The organism is Methylobacterium nodulans ORS 2060 (assembly GCF_000022085.1).
Classification (GTDB): Bacteria; Pseudomonadota; Alphaproteobacteria; order Rhizobiales; family Beijerinckiaceae; genus Methylobacterium; species Methylobacterium nodulans.
In genome coordinates, this window is record NC_011892.1 from 158,223 (window position 1) to 172,278 (window position 14,056).

At 64.0% G+C, this 14,056-nt stretch carries 13 protein-coding genes, 1 tRNA gene and 4 pseudogenes; 7 read left to right on the forward strand and 11 right to left on the reverse strand.

Translation table 11 applies throughout. The annotated features are described in order from the left end of the window. Positions 1-75: 75 nt before the first annotated feature. Positions 76-384: a hypothetical protein gene (locus MNOD_RS37045; RefSeq protein WP_015934083.1), complete on the forward strand. Its 309-nt coding sequence runs from the start codon at positions 76-78 to the stop codon at positions 382-384. Here the strand turns inward: MNOD_RS37045 and MNOD_RS37050 are convergent. After that, a tRNA-Phe gene (locus MNOD_RS37050) sits at positions 385-473 on the reverse strand. A gap of 154 nt (positions 474-627) precedes the next feature. On the opposite strand from MNOD_RS37050, the gene MNOD_RS37055 reads away from it, so the two are divergent. After that, complete coding sequence (locus MNOD_RS37055; protein WP_015934084.1) at positions 628-1,248, forward strand: hypothetical protein; 621 nt, start codon at positions 628-630, stop codon at positions 1,246-1,248. Between the two features lie 254 nt (positions 1,249-1,502). On the opposite strand, the gene MNOD_RS37060 is transcribed toward MNOD_RS37055, so the two are convergent. Beyond that, complete coding sequence (locus MNOD_RS37060; RefSeq protein ID WP_015934085.1) at positions 1,503-2,000, reverse strand: hypothetical protein; 498 nt, start codon at positions 1,998-2,000, stop codon at positions 1,503-1,505. 206 nt (positions 2,001-2,206) lie between these two features. Here MNOD_RS37060 and MNOD_RS44785 point away from each other — a divergent pair. From MNOD_RS44785 to MNOD_RS44795, 5 genes and pseudogenes are all read left to right on the forward strand, one after another. Beyond that, positions 2,207-2,748 (forward strand): annotated as a pseudogene (locus MNOD_RS44785) (IS6 family transposase); the annotation flags it as partial. 561 nt (positions 2,749-3,309) lie between these two features. Beyond that, positions 3,310-3,720, forward strand: a pseudogene (locus MNOD_RS50845) (ISAs1 family transposase); the annotation flags it as partial. Between the two features lie 165 nt (positions 3,721-3,885). Then, positions 3,886-4,257, forward strand: a complete 372-nt coding sequence (locus MNOD_RS50850; RefSeq protein ID WP_015934087.1) for a DDE transposase family protein — start codon at positions 3,886-3,888, stop codon at positions 4,255-4,257. Between the two features lie 351 nt (positions 4,258-4,608). Beyond that, a pseudogene (locus MNOD_RS37075) lies at positions 4,609-5,956 on the forward strand (transposase). Positions 5,957-6,182: 226 nt separating this feature from the next. Further along, a protein-coding gene (locus MNOD_RS44795) for an IS630-like element ISMno21 family transposase (RefSeq protein WP_085985012.1) occupies positions 6,183-7,279 on the forward strand; the annotation gives its coding sequence in 2 pieces (ribosomal slippage) (positions 6,183-6,714 and positions 6,714-7,279; 1,098 coding nt in all). 86 nt (positions 7,280-7,365) lie between these two features. On the opposite strand, the pseudogene MNOD_RS37090 reads toward MNOD_RS44795, so the two are convergent. The 9 genes and pseudogenes from MNOD_RS37090 to MNOD_RS37125 form a co-directional block, all read right to left on the reverse strand. Continuing rightward, a pseudogene (locus MNOD_RS37090) lies at positions 7,366-7,875 on the reverse strand (carboxymuconolactone decarboxylase family protein); the annotation flags it as partial. Between the two features lie 34 nt (positions 7,876-7,909). After that, the gene (locus MNOD_RS44800; protein ID WP_015934090.1) at positions 7,910-8,410 is read right to left on the reverse strand and encodes a YkgB family protein; all 501 of its coding nucleotides are present in this window, start codon (positions 8,408-8,410) and stop codon (positions 7,910-7,912) included. A 131-nt stretch (positions 8,411-8,541) separates the two neighbouring features. After that, entirely contained in the window at positions 8,542-8,961 is a 420-nt protein-coding gene (locus MNOD_RS37095) for a cupin domain-containing protein (protein ID WP_015934091.1), read from the reverse strand. Between the two features lie 139 nt (positions 8,962-9,100). Beyond that, the gene (locus tag MNOD_RS37100; protein WP_015934092.1) at positions 9,101-9,571 is read right to left on the reverse strand and encodes a pyridoxamine 5'-phosphate oxidase family protein; all 471 of its coding nucleotides are present in this window, start codon (positions 9,569-9,571) and stop codon (positions 9,101-9,103) included. A gap of 31 nt (positions 9,572-9,602) precedes the next feature. After that, positions 9,603-10,298, reverse strand: a complete 696-nt coding sequence (locus MNOD_RS37105) for a glutathione S-transferase N-terminal domain-containing protein (RefSeq protein ID WP_015934093.1) — start codon at positions 10,296-10,298, stop codon at positions 9,603-9,605. Between the two features lie 27 nt (positions 10,299-10,325). Continuing rightward, complete coding sequence (locus tag MNOD_RS37110) at positions 10,326-11,036, reverse strand: SDR family NAD(P)-dependent oxidoreductase (protein ID WP_015934094.1); 711 nt, start codon at positions 11,034-11,036, stop codon at positions 10,326-10,328. A gap of 156 nt (positions 11,037-11,192) precedes the next feature. Further along, positions 11,193-11,738, reverse strand: a complete 546-nt coding sequence (locus tag MNOD_RS37115; protein WP_015934095.1) for a carboxymuconolactone decarboxylase family protein — start codon at positions 11,736-11,738, stop codon at positions 11,193-11,195. A gap of 36 nt (positions 11,739-11,774) precedes the next feature. Next, complete coding sequence (locus MNOD_RS37120; protein WP_015934096.1) at positions 11,775-12,392, reverse strand: nitroreductase family protein; 618 nt, start codon at positions 12,390-12,392, stop codon at positions 11,775-11,777. 209 nt (positions 12,393-12,601) lie between these two features. Continuing rightward, a complete protein-coding gene (locus MNOD_RS37125; RefSeq protein ID WP_015934097.1) occupies positions 12,602-13,519 on the reverse strand; it encodes an NADP-dependent oxidoreductase in 918 nt (305 codons plus the stop codon). Positions 13,520-14,056 lie beyond the last annotated feature (537 nt).

Here is a 14,056-nt window from a genome sequence, read left to right on the forward strand (position 1 = left end):
TCACTCGCCGACGGCACTCGACGCGACCGCGCGAGTCAGCCTTGCTGCGCGAGGACGGCTCGAGGGGGGAACGGCATGGCAGAGACGGGCAATCTGAGCGGCGCCGAGGGCGTCCTGGTCCAGGTCCTCGGCGTCCTGACGCAGACCGCTGCCGCCGAGGATCCCGAGGTCGCAGACCGGCTCCGCCAGGTGCTCGCGAAGGCCGCCCAGGATTGCTTCGTCGGCGGAGACACAGGCGGCCTCGACGCGGTTGTCGAGCTCCGCCGCGCCCTGCCCTCCGTTGCTGATCCTGATGATCGAGCCGCCGTCCGGCGGGCGCCCGCGAAGCGGCTCTCGAAACGACGGAGCCCGCTCGACGGCCCATCGGCCGGAGCGGGCTCCTAGAATAGGGAGCGGGATTCGAACCCGCGAAGCCTCTGACGAGGCCCACTCCGTTTTCAGCGGAGCGCAATCGACCGCTCTGCCATCCCTCCGTAAGGATCTTCATCATAGCCGGATCCGACCAGCTTCGCAATTTTCCGATTGCGTTAGGACCTCGTTACCGAATCACCGGCGACCGTTCGCACAGCTGAGCGGTCGCCCGACCGCGCTCCCTTTCGCACGCCCGATCAACGGGAGGGGTGCACGGTGTCCGATCACCAGATGATGACCTATGCCGAGTTCGGCGAGGCGATCGGCCGCTCTGCGGCCGCTGCGCGGGCGATCTGCGTCCGCAAGCGGTGGAAGCGGATCGTCGGCAATGACGGGAAGGCGAAGATCGCCATCCCGCTCGAGGTTCTCGAGAAGCCGCGTAAGCCCCGACCGAACGCCCGACCGGTCGACCCACCGGTCGATGATGCGGACGGGCAGCCGGTCGAGCGTGCGGATGCCCGATCGGTCGACAGTGCGGTCGAGAGTGCGGACACCCTGACCGTCGTCGCCATCCTCCGCGAACAGGTTGCGCGCCTCGAGGAGGACCTCGAGCGGACCAGGACAGACCTCGACGAGGCCCGGGCGGCGCTCGAGGCGGAGCGGGTCCGCGCGGCACAGGTCGAGGTCCTGACCGTCCTCCTCGAGATCGAGAGGAAGCGCGCCGAGGAGGCGCAGGAGGCCGGAGCTCGCCGTGTCGAAGAGGTCCAGGAGGCCAGCAACCGCCGTATCGAGGACCTGAAGGCGGAGCGGGACCGCTGGGCCGCTCAGGCTGAGCGCCTGGCGACGCCGGCGCCGCCGGAGCGGCGCGGCTTCTTCGGCTGGCTCAGGCGGGCCTGAAAGCTACTCGTCCGCTTCTTCGGCTTCGATGGGCTGTATACCAACATAGTCGAGGAGCATCCGGCCAAGCTCTGTGATGTCCAACGATCCTTCCGCCGGATCTCGAGTGTCGTTCATCGGTCTATCTAACATAGATTCACTACTCTTCAAAAGTCCGAGTGTCATTAGTTCCTTTCTGAGAAGTGTAAACATGGCGTATTTGCGCCAATCAACGCCGTTTTTTGTCATATAAGCATATTCTGGATACAATATATTTACGTGCAGCGCTCTAAAATCATTGAACTCGTCATCTGAAAATCTTTTTCCAAGGCTAGCTTTTTTCCAAGGCTAGCTAAAATAATTAGATGGTCATCCTCTACTGAGCTGAGAAGACGAAGTATACGTTTTGCTTCTGTCCGGCCACGCTCGTCGCTAGTCAAGCCTCGCGCGACGATCCGAGCGATCCGCTCCCGACGCTCATCCGAGAGCGCACGGGCCGACTGGAAGGCACCATCCTCGAAGAGGTCGACGTTCTCCGGGTTCTCGAATGTCTTACGGAGTGCATCGGGCTCGAGCGCCTGAAGGCGCTCGCCGAGATGCCGAGCGTAGGTTTCGAGCCTCTCTGCCCGCTGGTTCGGGATCGTCATCGTGACGAGCTCGCCGATCACGGAGCCGACCACGGGGATCAAGCCGAGCGCACCACGCGCGAGGGCGACGTCTCGGTCTCGTGCAGTCTCGCCCAGCGGGAACGCCTCTTCCGGTTCCTTCGACATGGCTTCGCTCCTCATCGCGCCAGGTATGTAGATCACCAAGCCGGGAAGCGCTCCTCGAGCAGGTCGCGGATTACATCGGCCATTCGCTGATCGTTCTCCGCGCAGTAGATCCGGATTCGCCGGTGCAAGGCTTCTGGGATGTCGAAGGTCAGTCGCCGCATCACCTCCACCGCCGGCGCGTGGCCGCTCGCGGCGGCCGTCGGCAGGCCATCGAGCGTCGTCTGCGCCGGTTCCGCAAGCCGCACTGCGGCTCGGTGCGCGTCGACGAAACGGACATCCGCATCCGGGGGCAGTGGCGCTCCCTGGACCGGGCCATCGACAAGCCCGGTGAGGCGGTCGACTTCCTGCTCACGGCCAACCGCGACCGCGATGCCGCCAAGCGCTTCTTCCGCACGATGCTGCAGAAGGAGCCGCTGCGCGCCCCCGACCGGATCGGCACGGATGGCGCTGGTCCTTACCCGCCGGCGATCGCCGAGAGCCGCAAGGCGGGCCTGCTGCCGCGCACGCCCATCCACCACGTCAGCAAGCCCCTGCAGCAAGGGATCGCGAGCGACCCCTTCCGGGTGAAGCGGCCGATGCCGCGGGGGGCGGGTTCCGCTCCGTCCGCACGGCCCGGCGCACGATCCAGGGCGTCAAAGCCATGCGGTGGCTGCGCAAGGGCTTCGGGTTTGCGGGGGCCTGGACCGTGCGGGAGCAGAACCAGCTGCTCGCCCACTGCTTCGGACTTCCCGTCGCGAACAAAGCGTGAAAGCGGGGTAGCCGAGCCCCTTCTGCGGCCCGAGCCCGAGTTTGCGACAAGCCCGTTTCTGAGGCCTGAGGAGCGCTCGACGCCTCGTGAAGGGGAGCGCGGGAAGCTCGGCGTCGCCTGATAACGTCGGTTGGAGCCGGCTTGTCTCCCCTGCGGACTTGGCTGAAAGGCGCGGTGACCGCAGGCGAGACGCACCAGGCGATCGAAGCGGCCTTTTCTGAGGCGCCGCTCGGCAAATCAGAAGCCGCCGGTCCGCTCCCGACCAACTCCGATCCATCGGTGAGCGTCTGCCGAAGGTCTGAGACGGGTGGCATGCAGGGCAACCGCATGAACTCTGACGGGCGCCCGGCGCTGGCGGTGATGGCGTCAGATGGCGCGCTTCCGGCAGGAGGCGCGCCATGATCGAGGGCTTGGTCGAGCCGTTCGCGACGCGGGAGGATCCACGCCGCCCCGGCAAGATCGAGCACCGGCTGGGGGACATCCTGGTGATCGCGGTCTGCGCTCGGGGCCGAGGCCGAGCCGTTCGAGGACAGCGCTCTCTCCGGCCGCTGCACGGAGGCGTGGCTGCGCGGCGTCCTGGAGCTGCCCGGCGGCATCCCCTCGCACGACACGGTTCGCCGCGTGGTCATGCTGATCGACCCGGACGGGTTCGAGCGCGGCTGCCTGGCCTGGGGGCGAGGAGCGTTCCGGTCCGATGCGGACAGTGCAGCCGCCGGACCTGAACAGGTCGCCGTGGATGGCAAGGTGATCCGTCGGTCCTTCGACCGCGGCCGCTCGCCCTTGCACCTGGTCAGCGCCGACGCGACCGGACGCGGGCTGGTGCTGGCCCAGCGCGCCGTGGACCAGAAAGGCGGTGAGCCCGCGGCCGTGCTGGAGGGGCTGCAGCTTGACGGCTGCCGGGCCTGGACGCGCGCTCGTGTCGGCGCGAGGTGGCCAGCCAGATTCTGGCACGCGGGGCCGCCTACCTGCTGACGCTCAAGGCCAATCAGGGCAAGGTCCACGAACGAGGTCCGGGCCTGGTGTGCCGCGCACGCCTTCGCCCGCGGGGCCGTCCGGCGGCCCTGTTCCGACGCGTGCGACGACACCCCTGGTCGTCTGGTACGCCGGCGCGTCTTCGCCTGTCGGGACGTGAGCTGCTTGGCCACGCTGCGCACCTGGCCGGGGCTGACGACGGTGCTCGCGACCGAGACCCTCCGCGGCGGGAATGGCACCGACAGCGTGCCGGCGCAGGTCCGCCACTCCCTCGGCAGCTCGACCGCGCCGTCCGAGGTGCTGGCCCAGGCGATCCGGCGCCACGGGGCCCTCGCGACCGGCGAGCCCTGGGTCTTGGAGGTGAGCTTCGGCGAGGAGCGCAGCCGCGTGCGCGAGCGCTGTGCGGCGCGCCACCTCGCGCTCCTGCGCCGCGTCGCCCTTGATCGGCGGCGCGCCGACGCCTCGCTCACGGCCAGCCGGCCGGCGCAAGACCGCGGCCTGGGACGACGCCGGCATGGCCCAGCTGCTCAGGGCTAACTCGTCTCATGCGTTTGCCCTGAGGGCTGTCCTGCCACCGCGCTCCGACTGGCCCGTACTCGATCCAGCGCCAATGGCTGGCGGGCGGGCTGCCGGGCCCGCGGTGGGTCGCCTCGCGGGCTTGGTCCTCTTCGTAGGCGGCGAGCCGGTAGGCCCGCTGGCGCTCATTGAGCTCCGTCGCAATGGCCTGGAGCTTCGCTGCGGTCGCCGTCGGACGGTTCTAGTGGTCAAAACCTGACGCTTGGTACCCACTCGCGAGGTCCGCTACGGGTGGATTCTGTTGAAAACTCGGCTGTTGCGCCGGCAGTTTTGGGGTGATTCACTCCCGTTGAGAGACGGGGATTGAAGCAGATGATGGGACCGCGGCAAGTCGAGCAAGGTGCCCTGTTCTACGAGTTCTCGCTCGATACCCACGTCCCAGCCGACCATCTGCTGCGCGCCATCGACCGCTTCGTCGACCTGACCGGACTGCGCCAGGACCTCTCTCCCTTCTACGCCTCGACGGGCCGCGCTTCTGTCGACCCCGAGTTGATGATCCGCATGCTGATCATCGGCTACGGCCGTGGCATCCGCTCCGAGCGCCGGCTCGGCGACGAGGTCCACCTCAACCTCGCCTAGCGTTGGTTCTGCCGGCTCGGCCTGGACGGGCGCGTGCCCGACCATTCCACCTTCTCCAAGAACCGCCACGGCCGCTTCCGCGACAGCGACCTCCTGCGCCGCCTGTTCGCGCGCGTGTTGGCCCGCTGCATCGCGGAAGGGCTCGTGGGCGGGGAAGGCTTTGCGGTGGATGGCCGCCTGATCCAGGCCGACGCCAGTCGGCAGAAGGGCGTCGAGGGATCCGCCGGCCTGCCGCCCGAGGCCGTGAGCCGGGCCGCTCAGGAGTACCTGGCCGTGCTCGACGCGGCGGCCTTCGGGGCTGCCACACCAGTGCCGCCCAAGTTCCTCTCACCCGCTGATCCGGCCGCCCGCTGGACCGGTGCCCATGGCGGGCTGGCCTTCCTACACGGCCAATGACCTGGTCGATCTCGACCACGCGATCATCGTTGATGTCGAGGCGACCACTGCCATCCGGCAGGCCGAGGTCACGGCCGCCAAGCGCATGATCGAGCGTTCGCGCGCGAGCTTCGACCTCTATCCGGCCCGGCTTGCCGGCGACAGCGGCTCTGGCTCGGCCGAGATGCTGGGCTGGCTCGTCTCCGAGCAGGGCATCGCGCCGCACATCAGCGTGTTCGACAAGTCGGAGCGCACGGATGGCACCTTCTCGCGCGCCGACTTCAGCTACGACCAGCCCGGCGATGTCTACCGCTGCCCGGCGGGCAAGATGCTGACCACGCCGGGCAGCCGGGTCAACGGCGGGGCGACGCTCTTGGATCGGGCGAGCACGTTCGACTGCATGGCGTGCCCGTTGAAGGCGCGATGCTGCCCGAACGGGCCGGTGCGCAAGATCCCACGCTCGATCTCCGAGGGGGCGCGAGACATGGCGCGCGACATTGCGCGATCTGACGAGGGCAAGACGTCGCGGCGTGAGCGCAAGAAGGTCGAGATGCTGTTTGCCCACCTCAAACGCATCCTGAAGCTGGATCGGCTCCGGCTGCGCGGCCCAAACGGAGCCCGCGACGAATTCCATCTGGCCGCAACGGCTCAGAACCTCAGGAAGCTCGCCAAGCTCATCCCGGTTCCGCAGCCGAGCCCGGCTTGAGCGCCAGGGGGTACCCGGTTCCTCACGGGGGTTGCTCCTTGCGGCTCCCGCCGATCGAGTTCGACCGCGAGTTTTTCAACGAAATCGGGTGATGAGCAGCCATTCCGATGGCACTCATCGAAGGTCGCTTCGTGGCGCGTAGCCGAACAAGTCAGCTTTGACCATACGGCTTATACCAAGCCTCGTTGATCGAGACTCACGCAGGCTGGCGGTGGGGTCCTCAACTATGATTCTGTCCTCGGGTTTGAAGCGCGAGGAGGCTGGATTGGCCGCTCCCGTTCCGCTGCGGTCGGACTTTGACGCCGCGGCTCTGCGTCGTTTGGCCAGAGCGTCGCGCGATCCGGCTCAAACCCGCCGTCTGCTGGCGCTGTCGGCGATCGACGCGGGCGGGTCACGCACGCAGGCCGCCGCGCTCGGCGGGGTCGGGCTGCAGACGGGGCGCGACTGGGTGCTGGCCTTCAACGCAGACGGCCCGGACGGGCTGATCGACGCCAAGGCCCCCGGTGCGCGCCCGCGCCTGAACGCCCGGCAGCGGGAGGCGCTGCGCGCCTTGGTCGAGCAGGAGCCCATGCCCGCCATCCATGGTGTCGTGCGCTGGCGGCTGGTCGATCTGGTCCAGATCCTGTTCGAGGACCACGGCGTCTCGGTCTCCCAACAGACGCTGAGCCGGGTTCAGCGCGGCATGGGCTATCGGAAGCTCTCGGCCCGTCCCCGCCATCACGCCCAGGATCCGCAGGCCACCGCCGCGTTTAAAAAGCCTTCCCCGCCCGCTGGGCGCAGATCGCGCAGGCCACAGGCGGCAAGCCGATAGAGATCTGGTTTGCCGACGAGGCCCGCGTCGGCCAGACGAACACCATCCCGCGGCGCTGGGCGCGCCGCGGCACACGCCCCTCGGCTCCGAAGGACCAGCGCACGGCCTCCGCCTCCCTGTTCGGGGCGATCTGCCCGGCCCGTGGCACGGGAGCCGGGCTCGTCATGCCCCGCTGCACCACCGAAGCGATGAACCTGCACCTGGCTGAGATCGCCAAGGCCGTCGCGCCGGGCGCGCACGCCGTCCGGCTGCTCGATCAGGCCGGCTGGCACACGACCAGACAACTCGTGGTCCCTGCCAACATCACCCTGCTGCCGCTGCCAGCGCGCTCGCCTGAACTCAACCCAGTGGAGAACATCTGGCAGTTTATACGCGAGAACTGGCTCGGCAACCGGATCTTCGCCTCCTCCGACGCCATCCTCGATCACTGCTGCCATGCCTGGAACAGGCTCATCGACCAGCCCTGGCGCATCATCTCCATCGGCTTGCGCGCCTGGGCCCATGGGTTCTGATCAATGAGAGTTGGTATTAGCCTCATCCCAGTCATTCGATCGCGGAACGACGCTCTTGAAACGCCAGATACAAAGCGGCCACTGCAGTCCTTCTCGGGATCGAACACGTTATTGAAAAAGTTCGTCAGGGAGTACATGGCCACCAGCGCGACGATCTCCATGACGTTCGCATCCGTGTAGCCGGCATCGCAGACGGCTTTCACATCGGCGTCCCTGACCTGGCCGCGAGTCTCGATCACTTTGCGCGCAAACTGGACGGCGGCGTCCCGCTTCGGGTCGCTGGCACGGCCCTTTCGAGCGAGAATGATTTCATCGGCAGGCATCTTGACCAGCTCGGCCCCATGGCTGTGAACCCCAAGGCAGTAGTTGCAGCCATTCACTTCAGAAACGGCGAGACTGATGCTCTCGCGCGTCTTTAAGTCTAACGACTTGCTCAAGGAGCCACGCAGGGTGGCCCATGCGTTGAACGCGATCGGGCTCTGCGCGAAGGTCGCCAACATATTTGGGGTGAACCCGATGTTATTGGTAAACATATCGAGGGCCCGCTTCGAATCGGCCGACACTTGTTCCGGGTTTGGCACTGCTGTTCTTGGCATAGAAGTCTCTTTAAGTGTGGGATTTCCCTAATAATTACTCACGACTTCGAACGTTGAGCCATGGGCCTTGTACAGACGCCAAGAGAAGGGAAAGTGACGCAGCCAGCAGAACAAGGTCTTTAAGAAGAAACTGGCCTGGCGCCGCTGAGATCGCTGGAAAACCGCCTGCCGTCCCTTCTGCTACGCCAGGGGTGCTCAAGAAGAAGGTGAGCGTAATAAGATAGGTCGCAGCGGACATCGCTGCTCCCAATGCGGAAAAAATGGGCTGAACGGCCCCGAGGATAAGAGCAGCGGCGGTCGACAGTTCGATTACGCCGATGACGTAGCTTGCCCCTTGAGCTCCGAACAGGGCGTGCAACCAGCTCATGATCGGACTGTGTTCAATGAACGGCGCGATACCGGCTGCTTCGTATGCGGTGAACTTCATTCCGCCGAACCAAAGAAAGATAACGACCAAAGCCCATCTAAGCAGCGCCAGGAAGTTGAGAGAGCCAGCGCCTCTTTCAGCGATTAGAAGACGAATCGGGTTGGTCATTTGCAATCTCTTTTTGAGTTGAGTGTGCCTTCGGCGGAAATGCAGTCTCACCGCCCTTCCCTCGTAGCGGCTCGCGGATCTTGCACGGTGCAAGCCTTCGACCCTTGGCGGGGTCGATTGCGTCTAGGGGATTATTTAATGGGCGTGGTCAGTGCTTTGTCATTGGCGTCGAGGACAAAGACAGCGAGTAGCTTTGCCGGCTCGGTCTTGCTCGCGTTGCGGCTGATCGAGTGGGTCGCGCCCGGCGGTTCCGACCAGCTCTCACCTGCCCGATAGATGCGCGTCTCGCCGTCATTCACCTTCGACTCGATCGAGCCCGAGATCACATAGGCGTAGATGAAAGCCGACTTCGCGTGGGTATGGGGCGCAGAGGCTGCGCCGGGCGCGTAATCGACTTCCACGGCGATTGGCGACCTGCCGGGGATATTGGGAATGGCCGCCTCGAAGTTCTTCGTGACGGTTTGCCCTTCGCCATCACGGGCCAAGGCGGCGCCGGCAATCGAGATGGCGAGGGCGGTGCACGCGGCGGCAATGATGGTTCGGAACTTCATGAGTTTTCTCCTTCTGCTCACGGGTCGGTTTTCAGGCTTCGTGCCGCCGTCACTTGCAGCTCGCGCTGCACCGCTGGACGCCCGAAGTCACGGTTGAGGTCGGCGCATTTCGGCAGGGCCGGCCTCGCGGGCCCAGCACCTATGACCCGATGGGTTTCACACCATACTTTTGATGGTAGGTGTCCCTGATCTCGTCCTGACTCCGAGGAGGGCGGGCAAAGATTTGGGCCGGCGACAGCAGCGGGATGATCGAAGTGGTTTCGATTTTGACTATGTGATCAACAGGGTACTCGGGGCCGTTCGTCGCCCGAACCCGGTTGGCGATCATCAGATACTCGTCATCGCCTGGCGGTAGTACCAACGCACGGCCCTTGAATCGATAACCGCGTCTCTGAAAGATATCGACCACGTTAATTTCGATGGCGGGATTGCGCCCCAGGTTCAGTATCGTCTGGGGCGATGCGATATCGGCGAAGTAGAGAATACCGTTCGTGACCGTCAAAGACGCCTTCGGCGAAAGATTGGGCGTTCCGTCCTCGTTGACTGTCGCAACGAACGACAGTATCGCCTGCTTGATGATCGCATGCATGTCGGCAGTGATTTCAATCATAGATACCCTCGCTTCGTTCTTTGCAGACCCTCTAGCTCGCTGTCACTTCCAGCCCGCGCTGCACTGCCGGACGCGCTACGCCACGGTCGAGCCACGCCTGCACATGAAGAAAACGGCCGAAGCCGACGAGCTCGCGGGCTTCGTAAAAGCCGATCAGGTTGCGCACCCAGCCGAGCAGGGAAATATCAGCGATGCTATAGTCGGCGCCCATCACCCATTCGCGTCCCGCGAGCCGTTCGTCGAGGACACCGAGCAGCCGCGCAGATTCCGTTGCGTAGCGGTCGCGCGGGCGCTTGTCCTCATACGCCTTGCCGGCGAATTTGTTGAAGAAACCGACCTGACCGAACATCGGCCCGACACCGCCCATCTGCCACATCACCCACTGGATCGTTTCGTAGCGGGTGTTCGGATCGGCCGAGATAAACTGTCCCGTCTTGTCGGCGAGATAGAGGAGGATCGCGCCCGATTCGAACAGCGCGAGCGGCTTGCCGCTCGGCCCATCGGGATCGTAGATGGCGGGAATCTTGCCGTTGGGGTTGAGCGCGAGAAAGGCCGGGTCGTGGTTTTCGGCCGCCATGATGTCGATCCGATGCGGCTCATAGGCGAGGCCCGTTTCCTCCAGCATGATGCCGACCTTTACGCCGTTAGGCGTCGGCAGAGAAAAGAGCTGGAGCCGATCAGGGTACTGCGCCGGCCAACGCTCGAAAATTGGATGATTGAGCGTCACTTTCTCCCTCCTAAGTGATGGCGCATCTCAGCGGCCGGCGCTTTGCCCACCGTCGACGTGCAGAATCTCTCCGGTGATGAACGGTGCAGAGTCGAGAAACAGGATGGCGTTGGCGATATCGCTTGTTTCACCCATGCGTCCGATAGGCTGGAAGGCGCTGAGCGCTTCGTGATTTTCAGGCGCGTGCATCGGCGTCTTTATGTTCCCCGGAGCAACGGCGTTCACGCGAATGCCCTTCTTCGCGTACTCGATCGCCTGTGACTTCGTGGCAGCGTTGAGGCCGCCCTTGGTCATAGCCGCCAAGACCGAGTAGATCCCGCTGATTGCAACTTGGTCTATGCTGGTCGTGACGCTCACCACGTGGCCGCTCGAATGCTTTTCCATCTCGGCGATCGCGAGTTGCGTGATGTAATAGAAGCCCGCCATGTTCACATTCATCACGGCGGCGTAGTCTTCGGCGGTGTGTTCGGTGAAAGGCTTTCCGATGTAGATGCCGGCGTTGTTCACCAGCGTATCGATCCGGCCAAATCGCGAGACGCCTTCGGAAATTACACGTTGGGCCGTTGTGGGATCGCCGATGTCACCGACGATACTGAGGATGTTCTCGTCGTCAGACTGCTTGATCGAACGTGAGGTGACGACAATGCGGTAATCGAGCTTTCGGAATGCCTTTACGACTTCCGCGCCGATGCCTTGTGACGCACCGGTAACGACAACGACCTTCTGTGACTTGTTCATGCTCACGCCTTGGGAAATACAGTGTCCTGACCTTGCCGGCACGTACGAAAGCCCAGACGCGTTCCCAAGAATCCGGGCGCACCTGGGCTTTCGCGTTACACTCGCATCACATGAAACCTCTCACCTTCGGAGACCGTCTATGCGACCGGTTAGAGTTCAGATCGAGCCAGCCGGCGTAACGGCGGGAAAGTCCTGCTCGGGATCGAACACGTTATTGAAAAAGTTCGTCAGGGAGTACATGGCCACCAGCGCGACGATCTCCATGACGTTCGCATCTGTGTAGCCGACATCGCGGACGGCTTTCACATCGGCGTCACTGACCTTGCCACGGGTCTCGATGACTTTGCGCGCAAATTGGAGGGCGGCATCGCGCTTCGGATCACTGGCATGACCCTTCCGAGCAAGAATGATTTCATTGGCCGGCAGCTTGGCCATATGCTCGGCCGTGAAGCTGTGAACCGTCAGGCAGTAGTTGCACCCATTCACTTCGGAAACAGCAAGGCCGATGCTGTCACGCGTCTTCACGTCGAGCGCCTTGCTCAAAGAGCCGAGCAAGGTGGCCCACGCGTTGAACGCGATCGGGCTCTGCGCGAAGGTCGCCATCATATTTGGGGTGAACCCGATGTTCTTGGTGAACGCATCGAGAGTCGGCCTCGAATCGGCCGGCACCTGTTCCGGATTCAGAGCTGTGGTTCTGGCCATCACGTAATCTCCCTAAGTAACTGGTTTAGCGATCAATTAGACAAGCTGCAGTACATCGGCCACCGGACGGCGGGGCTTCTGCGGCCAGTTGCCCGGACACTCCGCGCCCACGGACAACAGCATCACGGGAACTTCGTCCTCGGCCAGTCCGAACTCGCGGTGCACCGCTTTGTCATCGAAACCGATCATCGGCGTCGAACCCAGGCCCCATGAGCGGGCCACATAGATCATCGCCGCCGCGCCGAAGGTGGCGGTGCGTACTGCTTCATCGCGCTGGCGCTGCGGGAAATCCTGATACAGACCGCGTGCGGGAATTTCCCAATCCGGCACCAAGTTTGCCGGCATGATGCCCGCTTCCACCACTGGGGCTGGGCGCTCTGGTATTACGTTGGAATCGGCTAACTGGCCGCAGATGATGAAGGTAACGGCTGCTTCGGTGATCGCGGGCTGATTCCAGGCGATCGGACGTAGCCGAGCCTTGGCTTCAGGCGTGCGTACGGCGATGAAGCGCCAGTTCTGCAAGTGGAAGGATGTCGGCGCTGTGGTGCCGATTCGCACCAACTCGCGGATTTGGTCGTCGCTCAAGGTGGTGGCAGGGTCGTAATACTTGGTGCTGCTGCGGCTCAGGATACATTCGATGACAGCGTTGGTCATGGTTAGTCCTATGCGTGAAGGAATAAGGTTGAGGTACGAGAGTGCTTTCGCTCTCTTTGCTGGAGATGCTGCAGGGATGGAGCCCGTTCGACATCTCATGCCAGGGGCCATGGGTAGTTTCCCAGGTTGCCCCCGACGGATCTGATAGGACGCAGCCGGCCGATCTGGACAGCGCCGGCCGGCCGCGTGCATCGAAAGGTGCGTGTCGCTCACTGACGAACGCGGATGATTGTCTTCCCCCTGCGTCGCTCGGTCGGGTTTAAGGCGGCGAGGGCATCGTCGAGGGTTGAGACGTTGCCGATGTTCGTCCGCAGTCGTCCGTCCCGCACCCGCTGGACGATCTCACTCAGTTGGGCGCGATCGGACTCGACAACGAAGTCGACCGTCAGGCCGTCGGCGGGCCGCGCCTCGGGCGGCCCGACGATAGACACCAGTGTTCCTCCAGCTCGAATCAGGCGTGCGGACCGCTTGCCGATGTCGCCGCCGATGACATCGAACACCAGATCGACGCCGCCGACGTCTTCCAGCGCGTCGTTGTCGAGGTCGACGAACTCCTGTGCGCCGAAGTCGAGCGCCTTCTGACGGTCGGCCGCGCGTCCGGTGCCGATGACATATGCACCGGCCTCGCGCGCGAATTGCGTCACCATCGTCCCGACTGCGCCTGCCGCGCCGTGCGCGAGGACGCTCTGCCCCGCCTGAAGGCGGCCGTGCTGGAACAGTCCCTGCCACGCGGTGAGGCCCGAGATTGGCAGGCTCGCGCCCACCGTGAAATCGACGTCGCCCGGGAGCGGCGCGAGGTTGCGTGCCTCTATGGCTACATACTCCGCCAGGGTACCGTCGCGATACCAGTCGGCGAGGCCGAACACTCGCTGTCCTACCGACAGGCCCGTCGTGCCGTAGCCGAGAGCAGTGACAACTCCGGCCAGCTCGTGGCCGGGGATCGACGGTGTTCGATCACGGTTACGGCGATCGGTCCAGGTCGAGGGCCACTCCATCTCGGTCGGGACGAATCCCGATGCATGAATCTGAACGATGACGTCGTTTATCGCTGCCGGCGGCTCGGGCCGCTCGGTCAGCTTCATCCCGGCCAATCCCGCGGCCTGGTCCGTTACCATGATTGCCTTCATCGTCCACCTGCTTGTGTGTGGTAGCTCGTCATCTTCCGAATTCCTTTGCAGACGGGCCAAAATAGGAAGCACGCGTGAAGTTCAGCGTGCTTGTAACCGCTCGAAAGTACCGAACCTGGTGGAGATCTATTGGATGTTCACCGTCAACTATTCCTGCCACTACTGAGCACGTGTGATGGCGATGCCGCATCACGCGGCGCGCAGAAGCGCTACATCTGAAAACCACGTTGCCACCGGTGCCGGCGCGATGAAACCCGCGTCAGGCGTCCCTGGACGAGCGGACACGCATTGTGGACTCCAGAGCTGGCCAGCGCAGGATCAGTGCGCCAACCGTGCACGAAGCTGGCTGAGGACCGGCAAGAGCTCGGTTGGGTCGCAGCGTCGGGCGTGCACGAGCTCACGCGGCTTGCTTTCGGCCTTTGCTGTTTCCAGTTTTTTCTTCCGCCAGGCAGAGAGCTCAGCCAACGCTGAAATCATGACGTACAGTTTCAACAGATGAGCGGATGTCGCCAGCGGCATGCCCTTTTAAAATCGCAT

Coding starts and splice junctions, on each gene's coding strand:
- MNOD_RS37115 (WP_015934095.1), bottom strand. CDS start 11,738: ATGGCCAGAACCACAGCTCTGAATCCGGAACAGGTGCCGGCCGATTCG.
- MNOD_RS37095 (WP_015934091.1), bottom strand. CDS start 8,961: ATGAAGTTCCGAACCATCATTGCCGCCGCGTGCACCGCCCTCGCCATC.
- MNOD_RS37120 (WP_015934096.1), bottom strand. CDS start 12,392: ATGACCAACGCTGTCATCGAATGTATCCTGAGCCGCAGCAGCACCAAG.
- MNOD_RS37110 (WP_015934094.1), bottom strand. CDS start 11,036: ATGAACAAGTCACAGAAGGTCGTTGTCGTTACCGGTGCGTCACAAGGC.
- MNOD_RS37060 (WP_015934085.1), bottom strand. CDS start 2,000: ATGTCGAAGGAACCGGAAGAGGCGTTCCCGCTGGGCGAGACTGCACGA.
- MNOD_RS37125 (WP_015934097.1), bottom strand. CDS start 13,519: ATGAAGGCAATCATGGTAACGGACCAGGCCGCGGGATTGGCCGGGATG.
- MNOD_RS44800 (WP_015934090.1), bottom strand. CDS start 8,410: ATGACCAACCCGATTCGTCTTCTAATCGCTGAAAGAGGCGCTGGCTCT.
- MNOD_RS37100 (WP_015934092.1), bottom strand. CDS start 9,571: ATGATTGAAATCACTGCCGACATGCATGCGATCATCAAGCAGGCGATA.
- MNOD_RS37045 (WP_015934083.1), top strand. CDS start 76: ATGGCAGAGACGGGCAATCTGAGCGGCGCCGAGGGCGTCCTGGTCCAG.